Annotated in this window: 19 protein-coding genes; 12 read left to right on the top strand and 7 right to left on the bottom strand. The window is 58.9% G+C overall.

The annotated features are described in order from the left end of the window. Positions 1-89: 89 nt before the first annotated feature. Entirely contained in the window at positions 90-1,484 is a 1,395-nt protein-coding gene (locus NHU87_RS15920) for a class II fumarate hydratase (RefSeq protein ID WP_253550412.1), read from the bottom strand. A gap of 190 nt (positions 1,485-1,674) precedes the next feature. Here NHU87_RS15920 and NHU87_RS15925 point away from each other — a divergent pair, with 190 nt between their 5' ends. From NHU87_RS15925 to NHU87_RS15945, 5 genes are all read left to right on the top strand, one after another. Further along, positions 1,675-2,196, top strand: coding sequence for a DUF2059 domain-containing protein (locus NHU87_RS15925; RefSeq protein WP_253550416.1), 522 nt, complete (start codon positions 1,675-1,677; stop codon positions 2,194-2,196). 12 nt (positions 2,197-2,208) lie between these two features. Further along, positions 2,209-2,508, top strand: coding sequence for a BolA family protein (locus NHU87_RS15930; protein WP_253550418.1), 300 nt, complete (start codon positions 2,209-2,211; stop codon positions 2,506-2,508). A 207-nt stretch (positions 2,509-2,715) separates the two neighbouring features. After that, positions 2,716-3,657 carry an oxygen-dependent tRNA uridine(34) hydroxylase TrhO gene (gene trhO, locus NHU87_RS15935; RefSeq protein ID WP_253550422.1) on the top strand — a complete coding sequence of 314 codons (942 nt, stop codon included), beginning with the start codon at positions 2,716-2,718 and terminating at the stop codon, positions 3,655-3,657. Between the two features lie 39 nt (positions 3,658-3,696). Next, a complete protein-coding gene (locus NHU87_RS15940) occupies positions 3,697-4,299 on the top strand; it encodes a DsbA family protein (RefSeq protein WP_253550659.1) in 603 nt (200 codons plus the stop codon). Further along, a complete protein-coding gene (locus NHU87_RS15945) occupies positions 4,292-6,109 on the top strand; it encodes an ABC transporter ATP-binding protein (RefSeq protein WP_253550425.1) in 1,818 nt (605 codons plus the stop codon). Before NHU87_RS15940 ends, NHU87_RS15945 begins: the two co-directional genes overlap by 8 nt. A gap of 1 nt (position 6,110) precedes the next feature. Here NHU87_RS15945 and NHU87_RS15950 read toward each other — a convergent pair whose 3' ends face one another. Beyond that, positions 6,111-10,256: a deaminase domain-containing protein gene (locus tag NHU87_RS15950; RefSeq protein ID WP_253550428.1), complete on the bottom strand. Its 4,146-nt coding sequence runs from the start codon at positions 10,254-10,256 to the stop codon at positions 6,111-6,113. Between the two features lie 217 nt (positions 10,257-10,473). On the opposite strand from NHU87_RS15950, the gene NHU87_RS15955 reads away from it, so the two are divergent. Together NHU87_RS15955 and NHU87_RS15960 are read left to right on the top strand one after the other, a co-directional pair. Continuing rightward, complete coding sequence (locus NHU87_RS15955) at positions 10,474-12,933, top strand: EAL domain-containing protein (protein WP_253550430.1); 2,460 nt, start codon at positions 10,474-10,476, stop codon at positions 12,931-12,933. Between the two features lie 77 nt (positions 12,934-13,010). After that, positions 13,011-13,772 carry a TenA family transcriptional regulator gene (locus tag NHU87_RS15960; RefSeq protein WP_301271464.1) on the top strand — a complete coding sequence of 254 codons (762 nt, stop codon included), beginning with the start codon at positions 13,011-13,013 and terminating at the stop codon, positions 13,770-13,772. A gap of 141 nt (positions 13,773-13,913) precedes the next feature. Here the strand turns inward: NHU87_RS15960 and NHU87_RS15965 are convergent, their stop codons facing one another. The 5 genes from NHU87_RS15965 to NHU87_RS15985 all read right to left on the bottom strand — a co-directional run bounded on the left by NHU87_RS15965 (position 13,914) and on the right by NHU87_RS15985 (position 18,860). Continuing rightward, entirely contained in the window at positions 13,914-14,840 is a 927-nt protein-coding gene (locus NHU87_RS15965) for a GGDEF domain-containing protein (protein WP_253550436.1), read from the bottom strand. Between the two features lie 374 nt (positions 14,841-15,214). Beyond that, positions 15,215-15,955 (bottom strand): YciK family oxidoreductase, encoded by a 741-nt coding sequence (locus tag NHU87_RS15970; protein WP_253550439.1) that lies wholly within the window; start codon positions 15,953-15,955, stop codon positions 15,215-15,217. A gap of 124 nt (positions 15,956-16,079) precedes the next feature. Further along, positions 16,080-16,751, bottom strand: coding sequence for an N-acetylmuramic acid 6-phosphate phosphatase MupP (gene mupP / locus NHU87_RS15975; protein WP_253550442.1), 672 nt, complete (start codon positions 16,749-16,751; stop codon positions 16,080-16,082). Positions 16,752-16,755: 4 nt separating this feature from the next. Next, positions 16,756-17,454, bottom strand: coding sequence for a bifunctional 2-polyprenyl-6-hydroxyphenol methylase/3-demethylubiquinol 3-O-methyltransferase UbiG (ubiG, locus tag NHU87_RS15980; protein WP_253550459.1), 699 nt, complete (start codon positions 17,452-17,454; stop codon positions 16,756-16,758). Positions 17,455-17,525: 71 nt separating this feature from the next. Next, positions 17,526-18,860: a TRZ/ATZ family hydrolase gene (locus NHU87_RS15985; protein WP_253550462.1), complete on the bottom strand. Its 1,335-nt coding sequence runs from the start codon at positions 18,858-18,860 to the stop codon at positions 17,526-17,528. 109 nt (positions 18,861-18,969) lie between these two features. On the opposite strand from NHU87_RS15985, the gene mtnA reads away from it, so the two are divergent. The 5 genes from mtnA (at position 18,970) to hisC (ending at position 26,725) form a co-directional block, all read left to right on the top strand. Beyond that, positions 18,970-20,046 carry an S-methyl-5-thioribose-1-phosphate isomerase gene (gene mtnA / locus NHU87_RS15990; RefSeq protein ID WP_253550465.1) on the top strand — a complete coding sequence of 359 codons (1,077 nt, stop codon included), beginning with the start codon at positions 18,970-18,972 and terminating at the stop codon, positions 20,044-20,046. Positions 20,047-20,482: 436 nt separating this feature from the next. After that, the gene (gyrA, locus tag NHU87_RS15995; protein WP_123723139.1) at positions 20,483-23,152 is read left to right on the top strand and encodes a DNA gyrase subunit A; all 2,670 of its coding nucleotides are present in this window, start codon (positions 20,483-20,485) and stop codon (positions 23,150-23,152) included. Between the two features lie 268 nt (positions 23,153-23,420). Beyond that, the gene (gene serC / locus NHU87_RS16000; protein ID WP_253550467.1) at positions 23,421-24,506 is read left to right on the top strand and encodes a 3-phosphoserine/phosphohydroxythreonine transaminase; all 1,086 of its coding nucleotides are present in this window, start codon (positions 23,421-23,423) and stop codon (positions 24,504-24,506) included. Then, positions 24,506-25,600, top strand: coding sequence for a prephenate dehydratase (gene pheA / locus NHU87_RS16005; protein WP_007899727.1), 1,095 nt, complete (start codon positions 24,506-24,508; stop codon positions 25,598-25,600). The genes serC and pheA overlap by 1 nt, the downstream gene beginning before the upstream one ends. Before the next feature lie 12 nt (positions 25,601-25,612). Further along, a complete protein-coding gene (gene hisC, locus NHU87_RS16010) occupies positions 25,613-26,725 on the top strand; it encodes a histidinol-phosphate transaminase (protein ID WP_253550470.1) in 1,113 nt (370 codons plus the stop codon). Positions 26,726-26,753 lie beyond the last annotated feature (28 nt).

Here is a 26,753-nt window from a genome sequence, read left to right on the forward strand (position 1 = left end):
TTTTGTGTCGATCACAATATTCAGGATCGACACAAATCCTGTGGGAGCGTGGCTTGCCCGCGATGACTGACTATCAACCGCCGCAAGTTTCAGCCCTTGGCGCCAGCCTCCAGCATATTCTCCGGCCTCACCCACGCATCGAACTCTTCATTCGTCAGATAGCCCAGCTGCAACGCCGCCTCACGCAGGGTCAACCCCTCGCTGTAAGCCTTCTTGGCAATCTCCGCCGACTTGTCGTAGCCAATATGCGGGTTCAGCGCCGTCACCAGCATCAAGCCTTGTTCCAGGTGCTCGGCCATTTTCTCGGCATCCGGTTCCAGCCCGGCGATGCAATGCTGCTGGAAGTTACTGCAGCCATCGCCCAGCAAGCGGATCGATTGCAGCAGGTTGTGGATGATCACCGGTTTGAACACGTTCAATTGCAAGTGCCCCTGACTGGACGCAAAACCGATGGCAACGTCGTTGCCCAATACCTGACAGGCCAGCATCGATAGCGCTTCGCACTGCGTCGGGTTGACCTTGCCGGGCATGATCGAGCTGCCCGGTTCGTTGGCCGGCAGTTTCACTTCGGCAAACCCTGCGCGCGGCCCGGAGCCCAGCAGACGCAGGTCGTTGGCGATTTTCATCAGGGTCACGGCGAGGGTTTTCAGGGCTCCGGAAAGGGTGACCAATGGCTCGTGACCGGCCAGTGCGGCAAATTTGTTCGGTGCGGTGACGAACGGCAGGCCGGAGAGGGCGGCCAGTTCCGCCGCGATCGCTTCGCCAAAACCGTGGGGCGAGTTCAATCCGGTGCCCACCGCGGTGCCGCCTTGAGCCAGTTCACAGACCGCCGGCAACGCGCTGCGGATCGCTCGCTCGGCGTAATCCAGTTGTGCGATGAACGCCGAGAGTTCCTGGCCGAAGGTAATCGGCGTGGCGTCCATCATATGGGTACGACCGGTCTTGACCAGTTTCATGTGCCGCGCGGACAACTCCGCCAACCCGCCAGACAACTCGCTGATCGCCGGCAGCAAATGTTGCTGCACCGCCTGAGCCGTCGCTATGTGCATGGCCGTGGGGAAGCAATCGTTGGAGCTCTGGGAGCGGTTGACGTGATCGTTGGGGTGCACCGGCGTCTTGCCGCCGCGCGGGTTGCCGGCCAATTCGTTGGCGCGACCGGCGATCACTTCGTTGACGTTCATATTGCTCTGAGTGCCGCTGCCGGTCTGCCAGACCACCAGCGGAAACTGCTCGTCGTGGTCACCGTCGAGCACTTCATCGGCGGCCTGTTCGATCAGGCGGGCGATGTCGGCGGGCAGGTCGCCATTGCGATCGTTGACGCGCGCCGCGGCTTTCTTGATCAAGGCCAGGGCGTGCAGCACGGCCAGCGGCATGCGCTCGTTGCCGATGGCGAAGTTGATCAGCGAGCGTTGCGTCTGAGCGCCCCAGTAAGCGTCATCCGGGACTTCAACCTGGCCCAGGCTGTCGGTTTCGATACGGCTCATCATGCACACTCCTGTAGGTGATAGCGCAGTTTAGGCCGTGATCGCCGGCCGTGGTTCCATCAGTCTGGAATTTGACCGTTCAGCCCCTCTAAATCAGGTACGACAAGGCTTGGGGTTGAGTGACACACTTTTTTAGGTGCAGAATGGTCGCCCTTGAGGTTTTGCCTCGCCTGCTAGAAAAGGAAACTCGATGACTCGTCTTCGTGCCATCTGTACCGCGGTTGCACTGGTTTGCGCCAGCGGCCAGGTTTTTGCCGATACCGCCAGCCACAACGCCAGTGCCGAAGCTTTCCTGACCCTGGCGCACGCTGACAAATTGGGCACTCCGGTGTACATGCAAGTGCAGCAAATGTTCGCTCAGCGCTTTGCCCAAACCAAAGCGCCTGAATCGAAAAAAGCCCTGCTGGAAACTTACCAGGCCAAGGCCAACGCCGCTCTGGATCAAGCCATTGGCTGGAACAAGCTGAAGCCGGACATGGTCAAGCTTTACACCACCAATTTCAGCGAATCCGAGCTCAAGGATCTGGTTGCGTTCTACCAGTCGCCACTGGGCAAGAAAGTCCTGGAAAAAATGCCGCAGCTGACTCAGCAATCGGCCCAGATGACCCAAGCCAAGCTGGAAAGCGCGGTGCCTGTGGTCAACAAACTGCTGGCTGACATGACGACCGAGCTGGAGCCTAAAGGCGCCGCTCCCGCCAAGAAAAAGCCTTAAGCGGAGTTCGGGATGACCATGCAACAACGCATCGAATCGGCGCTTGGGCTATTACAACCCGAGCACCTGCAAGTGCTGGATGAAAGCCACATGCACAGTCGCGGGTTACAGACCCACTTCAAAGCGGTGGTGGTCAGCCAGCAGTTCGAAGGCCTCAATCGCGTCAAGCGTCACCAGAAGGTGTACGGCACTTTGGGCGAGCTGATGGGCGAGTTCCATGCGTTGGCGCTGCATACCTACACGCCTGAAGAATGGGCACAGATCGACGCGGCTCCGGCCTCACCGACCTGTGCGGGCGGCAGCAAACATTAAGCAGATCAAAAGATCGCAGCCTGCGGCAGCTCCTACAGGGTTGCGCAAGGCCGTGCTTTTGTAGGAGCTGCCGAAAGCTGCGATCTTGGCCATCTAAAGCCAATCGCCGCTGTTTTTTGTTAGAATCCGCAACGCGCCGCTCACCCGGCGCGTTTTTTTTCGCATCCGGTTCACCCCTTACGAGGGTAGCCACCTGGAGAATTACCCATGACACAACAGATTGTCGTGGCGGCACTGTATAAGTTCGTCACCCTGGAAGATTACGTCGCGCTGCGCGAGCCGCTGCTGCAAGCAATGGTCGACAACGGCATCAAAGGCACGCTGCTGATCGCCGAAGAAGGCATCAATGGCACCGTGTCCGGCAGCCGCGAAGGCATTGACGGGCTGATGGCCTGGCTCAAGAACGACCCACGCATGGACGACATCGACCACAAAGAGTCGTACTGCGATGAGCAGCCGTTCTATCGCACCAAAGTCAAACTCAAGAAAGAAATCGTCACCCTCGGCGTCGAAGGCGTAGACCCGAATAAAAGTGTCGGCACCTACGTGGATCCACAGAACTGGAACGCGCTGATCAGCGACCCGGAAGTACTGCTGATCGACACCCGCAACGACTATGAAGTCTCGATCGGCACCTTCGAAGGCGCCATCGATCCGAAGACCACCAGTTTTCGTGAATTCCCCGACTACATCAAAGCCAATTTCGACCCGGCCGTGCACAAGAAAGTCGCGATGTTCTGCACCGGCGGCATTCGCTGCGAAAAGGCTTCGAGCTACATGCTCAGCCAGGGTTTCGACGAGGTCTATCACCTTAAGGGCGGCATTCTGAAGTACCTCGAAGAGGTGCCGCAGGAAGAAACCAAATGGCAGGGCGACTGCTTCGTGTTCGATAACCGCGTGACCGTGCGCCACGACCTCAGCGAAGGCGACTACGATCAATGTCATGCCTGTCGTACGCCCATCAGCGTGGAAGACCGCGCATCCGAGCATTACGTGGCCGGCATCAGTTGCCCGCATTGCTGGGATAAGCTGAGTGAGAAAACCCGTCGCAGCGCCATCGACCGGCAGAAGCAGATCGAACTGGCCAAGGCGCGCAATCTGCCGCACCCGATTGGTTATAACTACAAGCAAACTCCTTCCGAGGTTTGAACCATGTCTGCACGTCGCCTGCTCTATGTGATGGACCCGATGTGTTCCTGGTGCTGGGGTTTTGCCCCAGTGGCCAACGCGCTGGTCGAGCAGGCGCAGGCAGCGGGCGTGGACGTGCATTTGGTCGTTGGCGGTTTGCGCACCGGCAGCGGGTCGGCGTTGGAACCGACCACCCGGCGCTACATCCTTGAGCACTGGCAAGCGGTGCACGAGGCCACAGGCCAACCGTTCAAGTTTGAAGGCGCGCTGCCCGACGGGTTTGTCTACGACACCGAGCCTGCGTGTCGGGCGCTGGTGACGGCGCGCAGCCTGGCACCGGATTGCGCGTGGACACTGCTCGGGTTGATCCAGCATGCGTTCTACGCCGAAGGTCGCGACGTCACTCACGCCAGCGTGTTGGTGGAGCTGGCGGAGCAGGCCGGTTTACCGCGCATCGAGTTCGCCGCCGCCTTCGACCGTGCCGATATGCACGCCGCGACGGCTGCCGATTTCACTTGGGTCCAGGACTTGGGCATTGCCGGTTTCCCGACCCTGCTGGCAGAGCGTGATGGTCAATTGGCGTTGTTGACCAATGGGTATCAACCTTTGAGTGTGTTGTCACCGTTGCTCGGCCGCTGGCTGGAGCGCGCTGCCTGTGCATGACCTGCCCGACGACGTTCCAGCCCCTGCACGTGTCGACCGTCTGAGCTGGGCGGAAATCCGTCGCCTGGCCCTTCACCATAAAAAGTCTCTGTGGATCGCCAACGGCGTCGCGGTATTGGCAACGCTGTGCAGCGTGCCGATCCCCTTGCTGTTGCCGTTGCTGGTCGACGAAGTACTGCTGGGCCATGGTGACACTGCGCTGAAGATCATGAACCATGCGCTGCCCGAGGTCTGGCAGAAAGCCGCGGGTTACATTGGCTTGATGCTGCTGGTGACTCTGGCATTACGCTGTGCGGCGTTGTTGTTCAACGTGGTGCAGGCGAAATTGTTTGCGGCGTTGGCCAAAGACATCGTGTATCGGATTCGGGTGCGGCTGATCGAACGACTCAAGTGCATCTCGCTCGGGGAATACGAAAGCCTGGGCAGCGGCACGGTGACCACGCACCTGGTGACCGACCTGGATACGCTGGACAAATTCGTCGGCGAAACCCTCAGTCGTTTCCTCGTGGCCATGCTGACGCTGGTGGGCACCGCCTCCATCCTGATGTGGATGCACTGGAAACTCGCGCTGCTGATTCTGCTGTTCAACCCGCTGGTGATCTATGCCACGGTGCAGTTGGGCAAGCGGGTCAAACACCTGAAGAAACTCGAGAACGACAGCACCTCGCGCTTCACCCAGGCCTTGACCGAAACCCTGGATGCCATCCAGGAAGTGCGTGCCGGTAATCGTCAGGGCTTTTTCCTCGGACGGCTTGGCCAGCGAGCGCGTGAAGTGCGCGATTACGCAGTGAACTCGCAATGGAAAACCGATGCGTCGAACCGTGCCAGCGGTTTGCTGTTCCAGTTCGGCATCGATATTTTTCGCGCCGCGGCCATGCTCACCGTGCTGTTTTCCGACCTGTCCATCGGCCAGATGCTGGCCGTGTTCAGCTACCTGTGGTTCATGATCGGTCCAGTGGAACAGCTGCTCAACCTGCAGTACGCCTTTTACGCCGCTGGGGGTGCGCTGTCGCGGATCAACGAGCTGCTGGCCCGCGCTGACGAGCCGCAATACACCGGCAGTGTCGACCCGTTTCAAGGGCGCGACACGGTAGGCATCGAAGTTCAGGGGCTGAGTTTCGGCTACGGCGACGAGTTGGTGCTGAACCAAATGAACCTGTCGATTGCCCCCGGTGAAAAAGTCGCGATTGTCGGCGCCAGTGGCGGCGGCAAAAGCACGCTGGTGCAGTTGCTGCTGGGCTTGTACACGCCGCTGGCCGGCACCATCCGTTTTGGTGGTTCGACTCAGCAAGAGATCGGTCTGGAAACCGTGCGGGAAAATGTCGCCGTGGTCTTGCAACATCCGGCGTTGTTCAACGACACCGTGCGCGCCAACCTGACCATGGGCCGCGAACGCAGCGACGAAGCTTGCTGGCAGGCATTGGAAATTGCTCAGTTGCACAATACGGTGCGTGAATTGCCCAACGGCCTGGACAGTATTGTCGGGCGCTCCGGTGTGCGTTTATCCGGCGGGCAGCGTCAACGTCTGGCGATTGCGCGAATGGTGTTGGCCGAGCCCAAGGTGGTCATCCTCGACGAGGCCACGTCCGCCCTGGACGCGGCCACCGAATACAACCTGCATCAGGCACTGGCGCGGTTCTTGAACAACCGCACCACGCTGATCATTGCGCACCGGTTATCGGCCGTGAAGCAGGCCGACCGGGTGCTGGTGTTCGATGGTGGGCAAGTTGCCGAGGATGGCGACCATCAGCAATTGATTGCTGATGGTGGTTTGTACGCCAAGCTGTATGGGCATTTGCAGCAGTTGTAGGTTAGTTCCAGAGCACCTTCAAGCTATCCGCCGCTCCATCATAAGCAAATTCTTTGATGACCACCGAACAGCTGTTGCACGGCGGCATGGTCGTGGCCACCTCGATTGAGGTGATCATCGTGTTGTCCGGGTACTTTTCCCGGAGCACGCCGATCAGCTTGGCCTCGCTGTCCAGCGACGTCGGCCGGGCAGTGAGGGCCGGCGTATAGTTTTCGATGTCTTTTATCGTATGGGGAATGGCCAGTAACTTGCCGTCGTCCGAGACGTTCAGCGACGTCCTGTTGAAGGTCTGGCCGGCATCAATGTTGAAGTAGGTGGTATCACCGACGATGACTTTATCCCTGGCGAACGGAGGCTTGAACAGTGGCAGTTCTCCGGTCAGTCCTTGCGCACCGGAAACGCTGACGTAAACCTCACGCTTGCCGCTCGCGGTAACGATGTCGGCGTAGGCGATGTTTCTGGCGTTCGCGGTTTGAAGGTTGGCAGGAAGCAACTGCTGGAGCTTGTCCATTGTCCTGTTGATTTCCAGATTACTGTTCAACCTGACATTGATGGTGCGCTGCTCAACGAACAGTGTGTCGAAGATATCGGCCGTTTTCTGACGAAAGGCCGGCGAGGCGGTTCGGCTGCGCGACCATGACGCCGTTCCGGTCGGCAGTCGGCTGACAATCATGCGTGTGGAATGGTCGAACAGCACCGCTTCGCCGGGGCTGGTATCGACTTTCAACAGCTTGAGCGTATCGGGTGGAGTGACGTGGCCGCCAATCGGTATGGCGATCTCCGCCATGGTATTCATCGCACGTTCCACGGTCTCCACGCCGTGAATCCTTGCCGTGTTGTTGGCGTTGAGCGAGCCGGTGTAGACCGTGATCAATTCATCTTTCAGGGCGGCGGGCAAGGTGTCGGCCTTGCGCAAGGTCAGGGGCGTGGACAGATTTTGTCCGGTTAGCAATTCGGCGACGTAAAAGTCACCGGCGTCCAGCCGTGTGAACACATAGTGCTTCGAACCGTCCATCGCCGGGACAATGGTCGCCCCCGCCTCGAACGTATCAAGCCGATTGCGGCGCCCTGCGGGGATAGCCACTTTGATTCGGCCGTACATCCCTTTCTGGAACTCCATTGTTCCGTTGAGCTGCGTCTTTCTTTTCAGAGTGTGGAGCGACATTGCTTGCCCCGCAACCGCCGGCGTATAGACAGAGTCCCCGAACCATGGCGCCCAGCCTTTGCTTTGATCAAACGTTCCGGGGGACGGCGTGGGTGCCGGTCCACGCGTGACATATCGTGTTTGGCAGAGGTCGTTGCCTGCACGCCTTACCCGACACGGCAGCGCCTTGTACATCGACTGATCGTCAATCAGGTCGGCGCGGCGCAGTTGGTCGCCGTCCAGGCGATAGGGAACGTCATCGATCAACAGCGTGGTTCGACCGTCGACCTCAAACACTTCGCGGACTCGGGCGTGCTCCGGCAGCTCTGCCAGAGCGTGGGATTCGGTTGGCGGCAGCGTCTTGAAGGCGGATCTGCCCTGGATGAGGTTGCTGTTGTTGCGCAGACGTGGTCCATAGGGCAGGGACGTCGCGGGGTCGATCAGATGCAGTCGTTTAAAATCCGTCGCACTGGTGTGGCGCACGAGTACGTCTTCAATGCCATTGATCGTTGCCAGCCGATCACTGGGGTTCAGCGCTTTCCACTGCCCCGGATCGATGGCTTGGGGCAGGTTGTGAGCCAGACGGTAACTGTCGACCTTTGCGGACAGACTTTTGACAGCCCGTACGCTCGCGCGACCGACGCCCAGCAGCCCTTTGCCAACACCGAGTGTCAGTCCTTTCAGTAACGACGGAATACCGTCCAGCGGGTTGAGATTTTTCAGCGAGGCCGTCAGGAGCTTGCGGGTCAGGGTCGAAAAGGACGGCAGGCTGGCCTTGACGGCGATGCGCGCCCCCCCGGTGGTGGCCTTGATCAAGCGCACCGATCCCGATATGAACTTGCCGATGGGGAAAAGGAACGACGCCAGGTCAACCAGGAGCCCGACCCCTCCCATGACTTTGTTGGTGGTTTCGTCCGAAAGAAGGTCATCAATGCTGCCCCAGAAGGGCACGAATCCTTTGACGATCGTGACGAAGGTTTCCTGGCGTTTCTCGTTCCTGGCCCTGATGGTGTCGAAGGCCGTCATGCCCCGGGCGTGGGTGCGCAGCTGCTGTTCATCGACATAGAGAAATTTCGATGCGATGTATTCGGCCACTTCATTCAGACGGGGCGTTAGTGCGGATGCTTGACTGCCGGTTGCGACCGCCTCGGAAGATGCCGCTGCCGGTACCTTCATCACGGTATCGAGGTAGCCAATGCACCAGGCTTTTTTCGCAGGCGTCGAGCCATGGAAGTGGGCCTCTTTGTCGAGAAGGAGTGTCGTGCTGATGTTGCGCTCGGGCGCATAGGTTTGTCCGGGGATCGAGGCGTGGAGCGGGAATTCGGTGCGAACGCCGTTGATGATCGATAATCTCAGGCCAGGTCGTGAACGGATGAGGCCGGCACTGGGGATGACTTCGTAGTAAATGATTTCGTCGTCCTTGGTCACCTTTAGCACGAATCCCTTCCTGGCCTTTATATCGAATGACTGCCCGTCCTGTTTGAGCGTCATGCGCAACCTCATCACCTCGACAACTCCTTGTGACAGCCCTTTGCGTTCAGCGAGCGGCAGGGAGCCCAGCAGGCTGGCGATCATGGTTTGATAGGCCGTCGAGCTGGCCTTCAAATAGCTGTCGAAGGCAGTTGCGAACTGCGCGTTGATATCTGGCAATGCCCGGCCACTCGGAATGAGTCCGCCGTAAACCTCTCTGTAAATCCCTAAGGGATCCTGGCGTTCCAAATGGGATTTTCGCTGGCTGTCGATCCGGAACGTTTGGCTTGTGGGGGTCGTGCCGTCGGCTTGGGTGACGCGCCACCTTCCTCCGTCATCGAACTGGCCATCCGCGTAGAGGTCGAGAAAACTGTGGCCCGACAGCTTCAATTTCGGCATGTCTCTGAACCCCAGATGCGTGTCGGGATCGATCCGCAGAAATTTGTACCCGTCCGCTTCCAGCGCATCCGCGCCAAACTGAGCATCCTTGATCTGCTTGGCCATTTTCAGCCGCTCAGGCAACGGTTCCTCGAGTGCCATCACTGCGTTGTTCAAGCGCGTGCTCTGGGTTTCCAGTGCCTCAATCGCTCGCTTGATATCTTCCACACCGTAGCCGGACGCTGTTTTCGATTCCACGAAACCCATGCACACCGCCCATTCCAGTGCGGGGCCAAGCCTTAATCCGGCGATGCGCTCAAGCTGTTCGGGGGAGGCGCCCTCGCTGCATTCCAGCGGCAGGTTGACCAGCTGTTGAAAGGACAGCGAACGATTCAGATCAAACTCTTCGGCCAGCAGCACGCCGTGCATGAAGTTGACCCACACCACCGAGCTTTTGTAGCGCAGCTCGGCGGGTATATCGAGAACGGCAAAGTCTCTGGACAGGTGGGTCTGGAAGATCTGCGCCAGTATTATCGCCTCTTTGGTATTGACGACCCGATTGGTGCGCTCCAAGTGCTCTTCAAATTCCCTGCGCAAGGTCTGGTAGCTTTTGCCCCAAAGTGCCGGGGCTTGCCAGTCAAAGCCGGCAAGTGCTTGCGGTTCGCCGGTCAACGGCTTGTGCAGGTACAGGCAGATGGCTTTGCAGACAAGTTGATAGCGCAGAGACGCCGAGGTCTTTTCACCGGGCTGCGCGCCATACCACTTGAGTTTTTTCAGCAATCGGTCGGCCAGATCCTGTGACTGGATAGAGTCCAGTATTCGCTGGAGGAACACCGAAGGCGTTGCGCGTACGTCCTCTATAGTCGGGTAATGCATCACGTTCCCGGCCAGGCGATGGATCAGCATGGGACTTGCGTTCATGAAGCTTTTTACGGTGTCGTAGATTCGCTCATCAATACGTTCTGCTTTGTACCTGTCGAGGGTCATGGTTTGATCGAGCGCGGGCGTCCTGCGTAAAAGTGCCTTGAAATGCTTGCGGTCCCGGGCGGTGGGTGGAGGAATCAAAGCGTCGATGTCCGGGCCATCGTCAAGGCCCAGGGTCTTTATCGCGAGCGATTCTTCGAAATCGGGTGCAGCTAAAGAGGTCGATGTCATGTAGCACTCCTTGGGTAGGGCTTCCGCCAACGAGGGGAAACCTGAAGTGCCCATTAGATCGAGCCGCGAAGCGCCAATGGCTGTACATATATATACCTGCAACGGCATACCGCTATGAGGCTGATCCGTCGCTTGCCGGAACGGTGAAGGCCTCCTAGTCTTGAGCAGATGGCCTGATAGAGAAGGACGATCAAGCAGTGCTCATGCAAGGAATCCCATGAAGCAAACGCGGACTCTCGGAACGCCACGGTTGCTAGGCATCGTCTGGCCTTTTATCGCCGTCGTGTTGTTTCAGGCACTGTTGGGCGGTGTCAGTCTTTACGTTCTTTCGGCGGTTCGCAGCTATGTTGGCGGGGAAAGCCTGTGGTCCAAGGGCCAGAAAGACGCCATCTATTACCTCAATCTCTACGCCGACAGTCGCGACGAAACGATTTTTCTCAAATACCAGAACGCGATTGCGGTACCTCAAGGTGGCCATGAATTGCGTCTGGCGCTGGATCATCAACCACCGAATATCGAGGCGGCGCGAATCGCCATCCTCAAGGGCGGCAACCACCCGGACGACGCCTCCAGCGTGATTTGGCTGTACCTCAATTTTCGGCACTTCAGCTACCTGGAAAAAGCCATCGACCTCTGGACGGTCGGTGACGCGTACCTGGTGCGACTCGATGATGTCGCGCGGGAGATGCGTCAGCGCATTGCCGATAGCCAGGCCACCGATGCTGACGTCAAACGCTGGAAGGACCAGATTTTTGCCATCAACGAAGGCGTGACGCCTGCCGCCAAAGCGTTCAGCGATGCCTTGGGCGAGGGCTCGCGGGTGATTCTCCGGCTGCTGTTGGTGACGAACCTCGCCACTGCGCTGGGTTTGATTGTGTTGGCCCTGTTGCGTACGCATAAACTGCTCAAGCAGCGCCATGCCATCGCCGATGCCTTGCAGTTGGAGAAAGACCGGGCGCAGATCACTCTGCAATCGATTGGCGATGGGGTGATTACCACGGACGTCGAGGGCGCGATCGCTTATATGAATCCGGCCGCCGAGGCCTTGACTCACTGGAAGGCCGAACAGGCGGCGGGGTTGCCATTGGCCGCGCTGTTCAATCTGCTGGACGAGAACGCTCAGGCTGACGGTTTTACCTTGATCGAGCACATTTTGAGCGGTCAGCTCAGCGGTGGCAGCGAGCATTCCAAACTGATCCAGCGTCTGGATGGCAGCACGGTGTCGGTCACTCTGGTCGGCGCGCCGATCCGCAATACGGGCAAGGTCAGTGGCACCGTGCTGGTGCTGCATGACATGACCCAGGAGCGGCAATACATCGCCAATCTGTCGTGGCAGGCGACCCATGACGCCTTGACCGGGCTGGCCAACCGCCGTGAATTCGAATATCGCCTCGAACAGGCACTGCATCACCTGGCGCGCCAGGCGGGGCGTCACACCTTGATGTTTCTCGACCTGGATCAATTCAAACTGGTCAATGACACTTGCGGGCATGCGGCGGGCGACGAGCTGTTGCGGCATATTTGTGCATTGTTGCAATCAGGGTTGCGCGAAGGCGACACCCTGGCCCGGTTGGGTGGCGACGAGTTCGGCATTCTGTTGGAAAACTGCGCGCCGGAAGCGGCCGAGAAAATCGCTGAAAGCCTGCGCCAGACCGTACAGAACCTGCATTTTGTCTGGAAAGGCCGGCCGTTCGTGACCACCGTGAGCATCGGTCTGGTGCATGTCACGCAGAGCCCGGCCACCCTCGAAGCTTCGCTGCGTGCCGCTGACATGGCCTGTTACATGGCCAAGGAAAAGGGCCGCAACCGGGTTCAGGTCTATCACGCCGATGACTCGGAGCTGTCCCTGCGCTTTGGCGAGATGGCTTGGGTGCAGCGCCTGCACATGGCGTTGGAAGAAGATCGCTTTTGTCTGTATGCCCAGGAAATCGCGCCCCTTGGCCATACCGAACAGGGCGGTGGGCATATTGAAATCCTGCTGCGCCTGCATGACGAAGCAGGGCGCATGATTCTGCCGGACAGTTTCATTCCGGCCGCCGAGCGTTACGGTTTGATGACGTCGATAGACCGTTGGGTAGTAGAGAACGTTTTCAAAGTCATTGCCCAGTGCATCGCCGAAGAGCGCGAAGGGCCGTTGGCCATGTGTGCGATAAATCTGTCAGGTATTACTATCGGAGATGAGGCGTTTCTAGACTTTCTTCGTGAACAGTTTGTTGCATATTCAGTTCCACCTGAAATGATTTGTTTTGAAATTACAGAAACCAGTGCGATTGCAAATCTGCGCAGCGCAATTAAATTTATCAATGAACTCAAAGGTTTAGGTTGCAATTTTTCCCTAGATGACTTTTGCGCCGGTATGTCCTCATTCGCTTACTTGAAACATTTACCTGTAGACTTCCTGAAGATCGACGGGAGTTTCGTAAAGGATATGCTGGACGACCCGATTAACCGCGCCATGGTCGAAGTGATCAATCACATCGGTCATGTCATGGGTAAGCGCACGATTGCAGAGTTCGTTGAAACACCTCAGATCGAGCAGGCATTGCTGGAGATCGGGGTGGATTACGCTCAAGGGTATGTGATTGAACGCCCGCATCTGTTTACCCGGGATAGTTTGCAAAGTCGTCCAGCCCGGCCCCGGCCTTTGTTGTTCAAGGCGCCCGGCACGTTCCGTTGAAACCTCTTGTTGGTCTTAAAATCACAATCAAAAGGAGCGCGACAGTGATCGACACATTCAACCGAACCGGACCACTCATGGAAGCTGCAAGTTATCCCGCCTGGGCTCAGCAACTGATCCAGGATTGCAGCGAGAGCAAGCGCCGGGTAGTCGGACACGAACTGTATCAACGCATGCGAGATAACAAACTCAGCGCAAAAACCATGCGCCAGTACCTTATTGGTGGCTGGCCAGTGGTCGAACAGTTCGCGTTATACATGGCACAGAACCTGACGAAGACCCGTTTTGCGCGCCATCCTGGCGAAGACATGGCGCGTCGCTGGCTGATGCGCAACATTCGCGTCGAATTGAACCATGCCGATTACTGGGTGCATTGGAGCCGTGCTCACGGTATCAGCCTGGAAGATCTGCAAGCGCAACAGGTGGCCCCTGAGCTTCACGCCTTGAGCCACTGGTGCTGGCACACCAGTTCGTCGGACTCGCTGATCGTGGCCATCGCTGCCACCAATTACGCCATCGAGGGTGCCACCGGGGAATGGTCGGCACTGGTCTGTTCCAATGGTGTCTATGCGGCGTCGTTCCCCGAGGAAGATCGCAAGCGGGCCATGAAGTGGTTGAAGATGCACGCCCAGTACGACGATGCCCATCCATGGGAAGCGCTGGAAATCATCTGCACCCTGGCGGGCATGAACCCGAGCAAAGCGCTGCAAGTGGAATTGCGCCAGGCTGTCTGCAAAAGTTACGACTACATGTATCTATTCCTGGAACGTTGCATGCAGTTGGAATTGGCAGTGAAAGCCCCGGTAGTTCGTGAGCGGATGGAGTTGGCCGAAAGCTGATCCTCTGAAAGCAACACAAACCAAATGTGGGAGCGGGCTTGCTCGCGAAAGCGGTCTGACATTCAGTATCTCTGTTGAATGTTAAGCCGCCTTCGCGAGCAAGCCGGCTCCCACATTGTGATCTGCAGCGTTGCTGAAATATCAGCCCGCCATCGCCAGGCGGTTACGCCCCTCGCGCTTGGCCACATACAACGCACTGTCGGCCCGTCGCAACAAACTCTCGGCAGACTCGCCGGGCAGCAGCGTCGAGCAACCGATGCTGACCGTCAGCTCAATCATCTTGCCCTCAGCCTCATAATCCTGAGCCTGCGCCGCAAACCGCAGTCGTTCACCGACCAGGGCTGCAGCTTCCCGACTGGTGTTGGAAAGCAGGATCAGGAATTCTTCCCCACCAAACCGGAACACCATATCCACGTTGCGCAACTGGTTTTTGATCGAGGCTGCGACGGCTTTCAGCACTTCATCGCCGGCACTGTGCCCGTAGGTGTCGTTGATATGTTTGAAGTGATCAATGTCCAGCATCAGCAGCGACAGGGGCTGCGAGTGTCGCCGCGACATCTCGATTTCCCGCTGCAGCGTCTGATCCATGGCGATGCGGTTGCCGGTCTCGGTTAGCGGATCACGCAATGCACTTTGGGTCGCCGCTCGGTAGAGCAGGGCGTTTCGCATGGGAAAGAGCAGGGCCGACAACAGTGACTCCAGATTGCCCTGTTCCTGTTCGCTGAAGCGTTGATTGCGACGGAACACCAGCTCACCCAATTGCTCGCCTTCATGGCTCAGGCTGTAGCTGATTGAATGATGACCCCGCGCGCCGAATTGCAGGCGCAAGTCGCTGGGCTGATGTTCGTAACTCAAGGCATCCAGCGGCACAAGGCGCTGAATTTCGCGGAAGAAAAGTCCGAGAATGCGTTGCGGCTCAAGACTGGTTTGCAGTTGCAGGCCCAGCGCTTGGCGCAACTGCACAAGACTGACGGGCCGCTCCAGGAGGGTAGGCTGCTGACCAAAGCCCAGGCGTTGCAATTTGGCACTGTCGAAGTCAATTGCGTTGGTCTGGGAAGGTGATTTCATATGGCGTGAGCCCCTAAGCAGTAAGGCTGTCTTACAGGCTGGGTGAGAGCGGCTTTGGGCTGCGCGTCATACTGGTCCATCAGTCCCGTAGGACATTTGGCACGAGTTTAGTCCGCTTTGCCGAAGATTAGTAACCTCTCGGCCGAAGCTTCGCTTCTTCTGCTTTCACACGGCGTGTCTGAACAAAATTAGAGCGAAAGTCGTGCCATTCGGTTCAGTCGAATAAAAAGCGTTAAAAATCAAAATATTGGAAGGATATGCGCGGTGAGTTACGCAAGGCGATGACATTTATTTGACTTGAAGGAGGGGGAGTTACCACCGGGTTCGAGTGCCGCGGCGGGAAGCCGTCGCGGCAGAAAAGCGACGCACGGGCGTTACTGAGCGTTGAACGCCTGGCCATTGATGCCGGTACTGTCCGGACCCATCAGGTAGAGGTAGACCGGCATGATCTCTTCAGGTGTCGGGTTATTCAGCGGGTTTTCACCCGGGTAGGCTTGAGCGCGCATGCTGGTGCGGGTGGCGCCGGGGTTGATGCTGTTGGAGCGCACCGGGGCCACTGTGTCTACTTCGTCGGCCAGGGTTTGCATCAGGCCTTCGGTGGCAAACTTGGAGACGCCGTAAGCGCCCCAGTACGCACGACCCTTGCGACCGACGCTGCTGGAGGTGAACACCACCGAGGCGTCCTGAGACAGCTTGAGCAGTGGCAGCAGCGTGCTGGTGAGCATGAACATGGCGTTGACGTTGACGTGCATGACGCGCATGAAATTCTCGCCAGACAATTGCTCGATCGGGGTACGTGGACCGATGATCGAGGCGTTGTGCAGCAAGCCGTCGAGGTGGCCGAACTCGGTTTCGATCATGGCTGCCAGTTCATCGTATTGATGAGGCAGTGCGGTTTCCAGATTGAACGGAATCACGGCCGGTTGTGGATGCCCGGCTGCTTCGATTTCGTCGTAGACCTGAGTCAGATTGGCTTCGGTCTTGCCCAGCAACAACACAGTGGCGCCATGGGCGGCGTAGGTTTTTGCAGCGGCAGCACCAATGCCACGGCCAGCGCCGGTGACCAGGATAACCCGGCCCTTGAGCAAGTCAGGGCGGGCGGAATAATCAAACATAAAAAACCTCAACACAATTTAAAGCGGACCCTGTACCGCTTTTTGTAGGAGCCAGGCTTGCCGGCGAAGGCGTCCTTAAGAGCGCCTTCGCCGGCAAGCCTGGCTCCTACAAAAGCATCTCAACTCAGCAGCTGCACAAAGCGTTATCCAGCACCTCTAGCAACGCCAGCGGATGATCGATCACCACGTCCGCACCCCAATGCTTCGGGTTATCGTCCGGGTGAATATAACCGTAGGTCACCGCGCAGGTTTTGGTGCCGGCATCGCGGCCAGACTCGATGTCTCGCAGGTCATCGCCCACAAACAGCACACTGGCCGGGTCCAGGTCGAGCATCTTGCACGCCAGAATCAACGGCTCCGGATCCGGTTTGCTGTTCTTCACGTGGTCGGGGCAAATCAGGACCTTCGAACGTTCGGCCAGGCCCAGCTGCTGCATGATCGGCTCGGCGAAACGCACCGGTTTGTTGGTGACCACGCCCCAGATCAGATTGGCCTTTTCGATTTTCTCCAGCACCTCGGCCATACCGTCGAACAGATGGCTGTGGACCGCGCAACCCTTGAGGTAGCGGTCGAGGAATTCCTGACGCAGCTCTTCGAACCCCGGCGATTCCGGGTCCATGGAGAAGTTCGCCGCAACCATCGCTTTGGCGCCGCCGGATATTTCATCGCGAATGTGTTGAGTGTTGATCGGCGGCAAACCACGGTCAGCGCGCATCGCCTGGCAGATGGCGATGAAATCCGGCGCGGTGTCGAGCAGGGTGCCATCCATGTCGAAAAGGACTGCTCTGATACGCATCGGCTTACTCCTCGCGCAGGGTCTGGATCATGTAATTGACGTCCACGTCGGCCGCCAGTTTGTAGTGCTTGGTCAGTGGATTGTAGGTCAGGCCGATGATGTCCTTGACGGTCAAACCGGCCATGCGGCTCCAGGCGCCAAGCTCCGAAGGGCGGATGAATTTCTTGAAGTCGTGGGTGCCGCGCGGCAGCAGCTTCATGATGTATTCGGCACCGACGATGGCGAACAGATAGGCCTTCGGGTTGCGGTTGATGGTGGAGAAGAACACCTGGCCGCCCGGTTTGACCATGCTGAAGCAGGCGCGGATGACCGACGATGGATCCGGCACGTGCTCGAGCATTTCCAGGCAGGTCACTACGTCGAACTGCTCGGGCATTTCCTCGGCCAAGGCTTCGGCGGTGATTTGGCGGTACTCGACGCTCACGCCGGATTCCAGCTGATGCAATTGAGCGACAGCCAGCGGCGCTTCGCCCATGTCGATGCCCATCACGGTCGCGCCACGTTGAGCCATGGCTTCGCTGAGGATGCCACCGCCGCAACCGACGTCGAGGACTTTCTTGCCGGCCAGATGGACGCGCTCATCGATCCAGTTGACCCGCAGCGGGTTGATGTCGTGCAGCGGTTTGAACTCGCTTTCGCGATCCCACCAGCGATGGGCCAAGGCTTCGAATTTGGCGATTTCGGCGTAGTCGACGTTGCTCATGGTGTCAGTCCTCTAAAACTTGAAAAATCCTGTTGCCCCGGTTTCGGTCCAGGGTGCTTACAATTCGGTGCTTACGATTCGGTATGGCCGCTGATGCGCAGGCCCCAGGCCTTGGCAGTGGCACACAGCTGCGCCTCATCCAGGCGGGTCAGGCGGCGGTCGTCGAGCAGTTGCTTGCCGGCGACCCAAAGGTGTTTCACGCAGTCGCGGCCAGTGGCATAGATTAGTTGCGAAACCGGGTCATAGACCGGTTGCTGCGCCAGGCCCGACAGGTCGAACGCGACGATGTCCGCCGCTTTGCCGACTTCCAGCGAACCCGTCTCGGCTTCGATCCCCAGCGCGCGAGCACCATTGAGCGTGGCCATGCGCAGGGCGCGATGGGCGTCCAGCGCGGTGGCCGAGCCGGCGACGGCCTTGGCCAGCAACGCGGCGGTGCGGGTTTCGCCGAGCAAATCGAGGTCATTATTGCTGGCCGCGCCATCGGTGCCGACCGCGACATTGACCCCGGCCTGCCACAAGCGCTCGACCGGGCAGAAACCGCTGGCCAGCTTCAGGTTCGACTCCGGGCAATGAATCACATGGGTGTTACTTTCTACCAGCAGCGCCAGGTCTTCATCGCTGATCTGGGTCATGTGAACGGCCTGGAAGCGCGGCCCGAGCAGGCCCAGACGGCCGAGGCGAGCCAACGGGCGTTCGCCACGCTGCTCGACCGATTGCTGCACTTCGAAAGCGGTTTCATGGACGTGCATGTGAATCGAGGCGTCCAGCTCTTCGGCGATGACCCGGATTTTTTCCAGGGTTTCGTCGCCCACGGTGTAGGGGGCATGGGGGCCAAAGGTGATTTTGATCCGCTCGTGATGCTTGAGATCGCCAAATAATTCGACGCCCTGACGAATGGCTTCATCCGCCGTGGCGGCGCCTGGAATCGGGAAATCGAGGATCGGAATGGCGATCTGGGCGCGAATGCCGCTGTTATGCACGCGTTCGCTGGCGACCTTCGGGAAGAAATACATGTCGGAGAAACAGGTGATGCCGCCTTTGATCTGCTCGGCAATGGCCAGGTCAGTGCCGTCGCGTACGAAAGCTTCGTCTACCCATTTAGCTTCGGCCGGCCAGATGTGCTTTTCCAGCCAGGTCATCAGCGGCAGATCGTCGGCCAGGCCGCGGAACAGGGTCATTGCCGCGTGCCCGTGGGCATTGATCAGGCCGGGGCTGAGCAACATGTCCGGCAATTCGCGGACTTCGGTTGCGTTAAGCTTCAAGGCTGCTGCGCGCGGGCCGATAAATACGATACGCCCGTCGCGGATGCCCAGGGCATGCTCTTTAAGGACCACGCCAGCCGGTTCGACGGGTACCAGCCAGGTCGGCAGCAATAACAGGTCGAGCGCAGCGGTGGGGGTCGGCATCGAAAGTCGGTTCCAGTGCTTTTGTAAAGGATGGCGAAGTATACCCGAGCGTCTTCGCGGGGGGATCGCTATAATCGGCGGCTTTTGTTCATGAGTGCGGGGTAAGTGGATGCGCGATCGACTGTTGGCTGCGGAGAAGGTGAAGGCCATCGATTGGCGTGATGGCACACTGTACCTGCTGGATCAGCGTATTTTGCCGTTCGAGGAAACCTGGATCGCCTACACCAGCGCCGCGGGTGTGGCCGAAGCCATTCGTTCGATGGTGGTGCGTGGCGCGCCAGCCATCGGCATCAGTGCCGCTTATGCCATGGTGCTGGCAGCCCGAGCCCGAATTGCCGAGGGCGGTGACTGGCAGGCAGCGTGGGAAGAGGATTACGCGGTACTGGCCGATTCCCGTCCAACAGCGGTTAATCTGTTCTGGGCCTTGAGTCGCATGCGTGACCGCCTGGACCGCCTCAAGGAAGACGCAGACCCTCTGGCGGCGCTGGAGGCCGAAGCCATCGCCATCCATGAAAGTGATCGCGAAGCCAACCTGACCATGGCCCAACTGGGTGTCGACCTGATCCGCAAGCATCAGGGCAACGCCCAGGCGATCCTCACGCACTGCAACACCGGCGCACTGGCCACCGGCGGCTTCGGCACGGCGCTGGGGGTGATTCGCGGGGCTTTCATCGAGGGCATGGTCGAGCGCGTCTACGCCGACGAAACCCGGCCATGGCTGCAAGGTTCGCGATTGACCGCATGGGAATTGGCTAATGAAGGCATTCCCGTGACCCTCAATGCCGATTCCGCCGCCGCGCACATCATGAAAACCAAGGGTGTGACTTGGGTGATCGTCGGTGCTGATCGCATCACCGCCAATGGCGACGTGGCGAACAAGATCGGCACCTACCAACTGGCGGTCAACGCCATGCACCACGGCGTGCGTTTCATGGTAGTGGCGCCGAGTTCGACCATCGACATGAACCTGGCCAGCGGCGACGAGATTCCCATCGAAGAGCGCGATGGCCGCGAGTTGCTGGAAGTCGGCGGCAAGCGGGTGGGGGCGGATGTCGATGCGTTCAACCCGGTGTTCGACGTCACGCCTGCGGATCTGATCGACGCGATCGTTACCGAGAAAGGCATCGTGGAACGGCCTGATACGGCGAAAATGGCGCAGTTGATGTGTCGTAAGCGTCTGCATTAAAGGTATCTGGCGCCTGATAAATCGCCTTCGCGGGCAAGCCTCGCTCCTACAGTGATCTGTGCCGTTCACAAATCTACTGTAGGAGCGAGGCTTGCCCGCGAAGAACGATGACGCGATCTGCCTTTCCGGATGGCCGCATTTGGCCTGCGGATCGGGCTTGATAATCCCTCTAAGCCCCTCTCGTCCCCTTCAAGCCTGTCACCGGTCAACTAACTATGCTCCATGCGCATCTGGGGGATAGGTGCGTGGCGGCTCTTGTGATAACATCCGGCGGTTTCCAGGGTAGCCTGATGTGGCTGCCTTTACTGCGCAGATCCATGGCATAACTCGTTGATTTGTCGTAAGTCGGTGCATGGCACTCAGTCTGCATCGGCGAGCTTCGTTCGTCCCATATGGATGTGACGAAGTTTCACCAGAAAAAGGAATCAGGCTTCTCATGGGCGAACTGGCCAAAGAAATCCTCCCGGTCAATATCGAAGACGAGCTGAAGCAGTCCTACCTCGACTACGCGATGAGCGTAATTGTCGGGCGGGCACTGCCGGATGCGCGCGATGGCTTGAAGCCCGTGCACCGGCGTGTGCTGTTCGCGATGAGCGAGCTGGGCAACGACTTCAACAAGCCGTACAAGAAATCTGCCCGTGTTGTCGGTGACGTGATCGGTAAGTATCACCCTCACGGTGATACCGCGGTGTACGACACCATCGTTCGGATGGCGCAGCCATTCTCGCTGCGTTACCTGTTGGTAGACGGTCAGGGCAACTTCGGTTCGGTGGACGGCGACAACGCCGCGGCCATGCGATACACCGAAGTGCGCATGACCAAGCTGGCGCACGAGCTGCTGGCTGACCTGCACAAAGAAACCGTGGACTGGGTGCCGAACTACGACGGCACCGAAATGATCCCGGCGGTCATGCCGACCCGTATTCCCAACCTGCTGGTCAACGGCTCCAGCGGTATCGCCGTGGGCATGGCGACCAACATCCCGCCGCACAACCTCGGTGAAGTCATCGACGGTTGCCTGGCACTCATCGACAACCCGGAACTGACCGTCGATGAGCTGATGCAATACATCCCCGGTCCGGACTTCCCGACCGCCGCGATCATCAACGGTCGCGCCGGCATCATCGAAGCCTACCGCACCGGTCGCGGGCGCATTTACATGCGTGCCCGCTCGATGATCGAAGACATCGACAAGGTCGGTGGTCGTCAGCAGATCGTCATCACCGAACTCCCTTACCAGCTGAACAAGGCCCGTCTGATCGAGAAGATCGCCGAGCTGGTCAAAGAGAAGAAGCTCGAAGGCATCACCGAGCTGCGCGACGAGTCCGACAAGGACGGTATGCGCGTCGTGATCGAACTGCGTCGCGGTGAAGTGCCTGAGGTAATCCTCAATAACCTCTACGCCCAGACCCAGCTGCAAGCGGTGTTCGGTATCAACATCGTCGCGCTGATCGACGGCCGTCCGCGGATCCTCAACCTCAAGGACCTGCTGGAAGCGTTCGTTCGTCACCGTCGCGAAGTGGTGACCCGTCGTACCGTGTTCGAGCTGCGCAAAGCGCGCGAACGTGGCCACATTCTGGAAGGTCAAGCGGTTGCCCTGTCGAACATCGACCCGGTCATCGCCCTGATCAAGGCCTCGCCAACGCCGTCGGAAGCCAAGGAAGCGCTGATCAAGACTGCGTGGGAATCTTCCGCCGTGGTCGCGATGGTCGAACGTGCCGGCGCTGACTCTTGCCGTCCAGAGACCCTGGACCCGCAATACGGTCTGCGCGAAGGCAAGTACTTCCTGTCGCCAGAACAGGCACAAGCCATTCTGGAACTGCGTCTGCACCGTCTGACCGGTCTGGAGCACGAAAAGCTGCTGGCCGAGTATCAAGAGATCCTCAACCAGATCGGCGAGCTGATCCGCATCCTCAGCAGCGCCACGCGCCTGATGGAAGTGATCCGCGAAGAGCTGGAAGTGATCCGCGCCGAATACGGCGATGTGCGTCGCACCGAGATTCTCGATGCCCGTCTCGACCTGACCCTGGGCGACATGATCCCGGAAGAAGAGCGCGTCGTGACCATTTCCCACGGTGGCTACGCCAAGACCCAGCCATTGGCTGCGTACCAGGCTCAGCGTCGTGGCGGTAAAGGCAAATCGGCGACCGGCGTCAAGGATGAGGACTACATTGCTCACCTGCTGGTCGCCAACAGCCACACCACGCTGCTGCTGTTCTCCAGCAAAGGCAAAGTGTACTGGCTGAAAACCTACGAAATTCCGGAAGCATCCCGCGCTGCCCGTGGTCGTCCGCTGGTCAACCTGCTGCCGCTGGACAGTGATGAATACATCACCACCATGCTGCCGGTCGAGGAATACACCGAAGGTCACTTCATCTTCATGGCCACTGCTAAAGGCACCGTGAAGAAGACCCCGCTGGAATCCTTCAGCCGTCAACGCAGTGTCGGCCTGATCGCGCTGGAGCTGGACGAAGGCGACGTACTGATCTCTGCCGCCATTACCGATGGCGAGCGCGAAGTCATGCTGTTCTCCGACGGCGGCAAGGTTACTCGTTTCAAGGAAACCGACGTTCGCGCCATGGGCCGTACTGCTCGCGGTGTCCGCGGCATGCGTCTGCCGGAAGGCCAGAAGCTGATTTCCATGCTGATCCCGGAAGAAGGCAGCCAGATCCTCACTGCTTCGGCACGTGGTTTCGGCAAGCGCACCGCGATCACCGAGTTCCCTGAGTACAAACGTGGCGGTCAGGGCGTTATCGCCATGGTCAGCAACGAGCGTAACGGCCGTCTGGTCGGCGCAGTCCAGGTGCTCGACGGCGAGGAAATCATGCTGATTTCCGACCAGGGTACGTTGGTTCGTACCCGTGTCGACGAAGTCTCCAGCCTGGGTCGTAACACCCAGGGCGTAACCCTGATCAAGCTGGCCAGCGATGAAACGCTGGTGGGCCTGGAACGGGTTCAGGAGCCTTCAGAAGTCGAAGGCGAAGAGCTGGAAGGCGAAGGGCTCGAAGGTGAAGAAGGTGCAGTGTTCGACGGTGAAGTCGTGATCGACGACGTTGCCGAAGACCAGCAACTCGACGCCGCCGCTGACGAAGAGCCGCAAGAGTAAGCGGGCAAACAGGGGGCGGATGAAGATTCGCCCCCTTGTTGTTTGTCCCTCAGGAACTATGGAGTCAGGACTGTAGGAGCTGTCGAGCGGAGCGAGGCTGCGATCTTTTGATCTTGCCGTCGCTCTTGTCTTGGCGGGCAGAACGAAAAGATCGCAGCCTCGCTTCGCTCGACAGCTCCTACAGGTTTACAGATCCACAGATCCACCCACAGATTTACAGATTTACAGATTTATTGCGTGATACCACCAAATCAGAGCGAGATTGGATGTGAGCAAGAGAGCCTATAACTTCTGTGCCGGTCCTGCGGCGCTTCCCGAAGCTGTCCTGAAGCGCGCCCAGGGTGAACTCCTTGATTGGCACGGCAAGGGCTTGTCGGTTATGGAAATGAGCCATCGCAGCGATGAGTTCGTGTCCATTGCCACCAAGGCCGAGCAGGATCTGCGTGATCTGCTGAATATCCCCTCGAACTATAAAGTGCTGTTTCTGCAAGGTGGCGCGAGCCAGCAATTTGCTCAGATTCCTCTGAACCTGTTGCCGGAAAGCGGCACTGCCGACTATATCGACACTGGTATCTGGTCGCAGAAAGCTATCGAAGAAGCCTCGCGCTACGGCCACGTCAACGTTGCCGCCACCGCCAAGCCTTACGACTATTTCGCTATTCCCGGTCAGAACGAATGGAGTCTGTCTGCAGATGCCGCCTACGTTCACTACGCACCGAACGAAACGATTGGCGGCCTGGAATTCCAATGGATCCCTGATACCGGCGATGTTCCGCTGGTCGCCGACATGTCCTCGGACATTCTTTCGCGTCCGGTGGATGTTTCGCGCTTCGGCATGATCTACGCCGGCGCCCAGAAAAACATCGGCCCAAGCGGCGTTGTCGTGAGCATCATTCGCGAAGACCTGCTGGGTCACGCCCGCTCCATTTGCCCGACCATGCTCAACTACAAGGTCGCGGCCGATAACGGCTCGATGTACAACACCCCGCCAACCTTGGCCTGGTACTTGTCCGGCCTGGTGTTCGAGTGGCTGAAAGAGCAGGGTGGTGTCGAAGCCATCGGCAAGCTCAATGAAGTGAAGCAGCGCACGCTGTATGACTTCATCGACGCCAGCGGCTTGTACAGCAACCCGATCAACAAGTCGGACCGCTCGTGGATGAACGTGCCGTTCCGTCTGGCAGACGATCGTCTCGACAAGCCGTTCCTGATGGGTGCCGACGAACGCGGCCTGCTGAACCTCAAGGGCCACCGTTCCGTGGGTGGCATGCGTGCCTCCATCTATAACGCCGTCGATATCGTTGCGGTCAACGCACTGGTTTCGTACATGGCAGAGTTCGAGAAGGAACACGGTTAATGTCTGAGCAAGAACTCAAGGCACTGCGCCTGCGCATTGATGCTCTGGACGAAAAAGTTCTGGAGCTGATCAGTGAGCGCGCACGTTGCGCCCAGGAAGTTGCGCGAGTAAAGATGGCCTCGCTGGCCGAAGGCGAAGTGCCGGTGTTCTATCGTCCTGAGCGTGAAGCTCAGGTGCTCAAGCGTGTGATGGAGCGTAACCAGGGGCCGCTGGGCAACGAAGAGATGGCGCGGCTGTTCCGCGAAATCATGTCCTCGTGCCTGGCCCTCGAGCAGCCGCTGAAAGTGGCTTACCTCGGCCCTGAAGGTACATTCACTCAGGCTGCAGCCATGAAGCACTTCGGTCATGCGGTGATCAGCAAGCCGATGGCGGCGATCGACGAAGTGTTCCGTGAAGTCGCGGCCGGTGCGGTGAACTTTGGCGTGGTCCCGGTGGAAAACTCCACCGAGGGCGCGGTCAACCACACCCTCGACAGCTTCCTCGAACACGACATGGTGATCTGCGGAGAAGTCGAACTGCGCATTCACCATCACCTGTTGGTGGGTGAAAACACCAAGACCGACAGCATCAGCCGCATCTATTCCCATGCCCAGTCCCTGGCCCAGTGCCGCAAGTGGCTGGACGCGCATTACCCGAATGTCGAGCGCGTGGCGGTTTCGAGCAACGCCGAAGCGGCCAAGCGGGTCAAGGGTGAGTGGAACTCGGCGGCGATCGCCGGCGACATGGCCGCTGGTCTGTACGGGTTGACTCGCCTGGCCGAAAAAATCGAGGATCGTCCGGACAACTCCACGCGATTCCTGATGATCGGCAGCCAGGAAGTACCGCCGACCGGCGACGACAAGACCTCGATCATCGTTTCCATGAGCAACAAACCTGGCGCACTCCATGAGTTGCTGGTGCCGTTCCATGACAATGGCATCGACCTGACGCGCATCGAGACCCGTCCGTCGCGCAGCGGTAAATGGACCTACGTGTTCTTCATCGACTTCGTCGGCCACCACCGCGACCCGCTGGTCAAAGGTGTGCTGGAAAAGATCAGTCAGGAAGCAGTGGCACTCAAAGTGCTGGGTTCCTACCCGAAAGCAGTTCTCTAAGGGCGGTAGCAAATGAGTGGCAACTTCCTCGCTCTGGCGCAGCCGGGCGTGCAACAACTTTCGCCTTACGTTCCGGGCAAGCCCGTGGACGAACTGGCCCGTGAGCTGAACCTCGATCCGGCCAATATCGTCAAACTGGCGAGCAACGAAAATCCGTTGGGCGCCAGTCCGAAGGCGCTGGCAGCCATTCGCGAAGCGCTGACCGAGCTGACCCGCTATCCGGATGGTAACGGTTTTGCGCTCAAGACCCTGCTGGCCGATCAGTGCCGGGTCGAGCTGAACCAGGTAACGCTGGGCAACGGCTCCAACGACATTCTGGAGCTGGTGGCGCGTGCCTATCTGGCGCCGGGCCTGAACGCGGTGTTCAGCGCGCATGCGTTTGCGGTCTATCCGATCGTCACCCAGGCCGTCGGTGCCCAGGCAAAAGTGATCCCGGCCAAAGACTGGGGCCATGATCTGTCGGCCATGCTCGCCGCGATCGATGCCAATACTCGCGTGGTGTTCATCGCCAACCCGAACAACCCGACCGGAACCTGGTTCGACGCCCAGACGCTGGATGACTTCCTGCAGGACGTACCGGCCCATGTGCTGGTGGTGCTGGATGAGGCCTACATCGAATACGCCGAAGGCAGCGACCTGCCCGATGGCCTGGACTATCTGGCGGCCTATCCGAACCTGCTGGTCTCGCGCACCTTCTCCAAGGCCTATGGCCTGGCGTCGCTGCGGGTCGGTTACGGCTTGTCCTCGGCCATCGTCGCCGATGTGCTGAATCGCGTGCGTCAGCCGTTCAACGTCAACAGCCTCGCACTGGCCGCCGCTTGTGCGGCGCTGCAAGACGGCGAGTACCTGGCTGAAAGCCGTCGCCTGAACGAGTCCGGCATGCAGCAGCTGCAAGCGGGTTTCCGCGAGCTGGGTCTGGGCTGGATTCCATCCAAAGGCAACTTCATCTGTGTCGATCTGGGGCGCGTTGCGGCTCCAGTGTTCGAGGGATTGCTGCGCGAAGGCGTGATCGTGCGTCCGGTGGCCAACTACGGCATGCCGAACCACCTGCGTATCACCATCGGTTTGCCGGCAGAAAACAGCCGCTTCCTCGAGGCGCTGACCAAGGTTATGGCTCGTGGTTGATGTCACTGCACTGCAATCTGCTCAACCT

Origin of the sequence: Pseudomonas mandelii (genome assembly GCF_024138395.1) — a bacterium.
Taxonomy (GTDB): Bacteria; Pseudomonadota; Gammaproteobacteria; order Pseudomonadales; family Pseudomonadaceae; genus Aquipseudomonas; species Aquipseudomonas mandelii_E.

What these genes read in the sequence shown, in the direction of transcription:
- NHU87_RS15920 (WP_253550412.1), bottom strand. Translation starts at nt 1,484, where the DNA reads ATGAGCCGTATCGAAACCGACAGCCTGGGCCAGGTTGAAGTCCCGGAT.
- NHU87_RS15925 (WP_253550416.1), top strand. Translation starts at nt 1,675, where the DNA reads ATGACTCGTCTTCGTGCCATCTGTACCGCGGTTGCACTGGTTTGCGCC.
- NHU87_RS15930 (WP_253550418.1), top strand. Translation starts at nt 2,209, where the DNA reads ATGACCATGCAACAACGCATCGAATCGGCGCTTGGGCTATTACAACCC.
- trhO (WP_253550422.1), top strand. Translation starts at nt 2,716, where the DNA reads ATGACACAACAGATTGTCGTGGCGGCACTGTATAAGTTCGTCACCCTG.
- NHU87_RS15940 (WP_253550659.1), top strand. Translation starts at nt 3,697, where the DNA reads ATGTGTTCCTGGTGCTGGGGTTTTGCCCCAGTGGCCAACGCGCTGGTC.
- NHU87_RS15950 (WP_253550428.1), bottom strand. Translation starts at nt 10,256, where the DNA reads ATGACATCGACCTCTTTAGCTGCACCCGATTTCGAAGAATCGCTCGCG.
- NHU87_RS15955 (WP_253550430.1), top strand. Translation starts at nt 10,474, where the DNA reads ATGAAGCAAACGCGGACTCTCGGAACGCCACGGTTGCTAGGCATCGTC.
- NHU87_RS15960 (WP_301271464.1), top strand. Translation starts at nt 13,011, where the DNA reads ATGGAAGCTGCAAGTTATCCCGCCTGGGCTCAGCAACTGATCCAGGAT.
- NHU87_RS15965 (WP_253550436.1), bottom strand. Translation starts at nt 14,840, where the DNA reads ATGAAATCACCTTCCCAGACCAACGCAATTGACTTCGACAGTGCCAAA.
- NHU87_RS15970 (WP_253550439.1), bottom strand. Translation starts at nt 15,955, where the DNA reads ATGTTTGATTATTCCGCCCGCCCTGACTTGCTCAAGGGCCGGGTTATC.
- mupP (WP_253550442.1), bottom strand. Translation starts at nt 16,751, where the DNA reads ATGCGTATCAGAGCAGTCCTTTTCGACATGGATGGCACCCTGCTCGAC.
- ubiG (WP_253550459.1), bottom strand. Translation starts at nt 17,454, where the DNA reads ATGAGCAACGTCGACTACGCCGAAATCGCCAAATTCGAAGCCTTGGCC.
- NHU87_RS15985 (WP_253550462.1), bottom strand. Translation starts at nt 18,860, where the DNA reads ATGCCGACCCCCACCGCTGCGCTCGACCTGTTATTGCTGCCGACCTGG.
- mtnA (WP_253550465.1), top strand. Translation starts at nt 18,970, where the DNA reads ATGCGCGATCGACTGTTGGCTGCGGAGAAGGTGAAGGCCATCGATTGG.
- gyrA (WP_123723139.1), top strand. Translation starts at nt 20,483, where the DNA reads ATGGGCGAACTGGCCAAAGAAATCCTCCCGGTCAATATCGAAGACGAG.
- pheA (WP_007899727.1), top strand. Translation starts at nt 24,506, where the DNA reads ATGTCTGAGCAAGAACTCAAGGCACTGCGCCTGCGCATTGATGCTCTG.
- hisC (WP_253550470.1), top strand. Translation starts at nt 25,613, where the DNA reads ATGAGTGGCAACTTCCTCGCTCTGGCGCAGCCGGGCGTGCAACAACTT.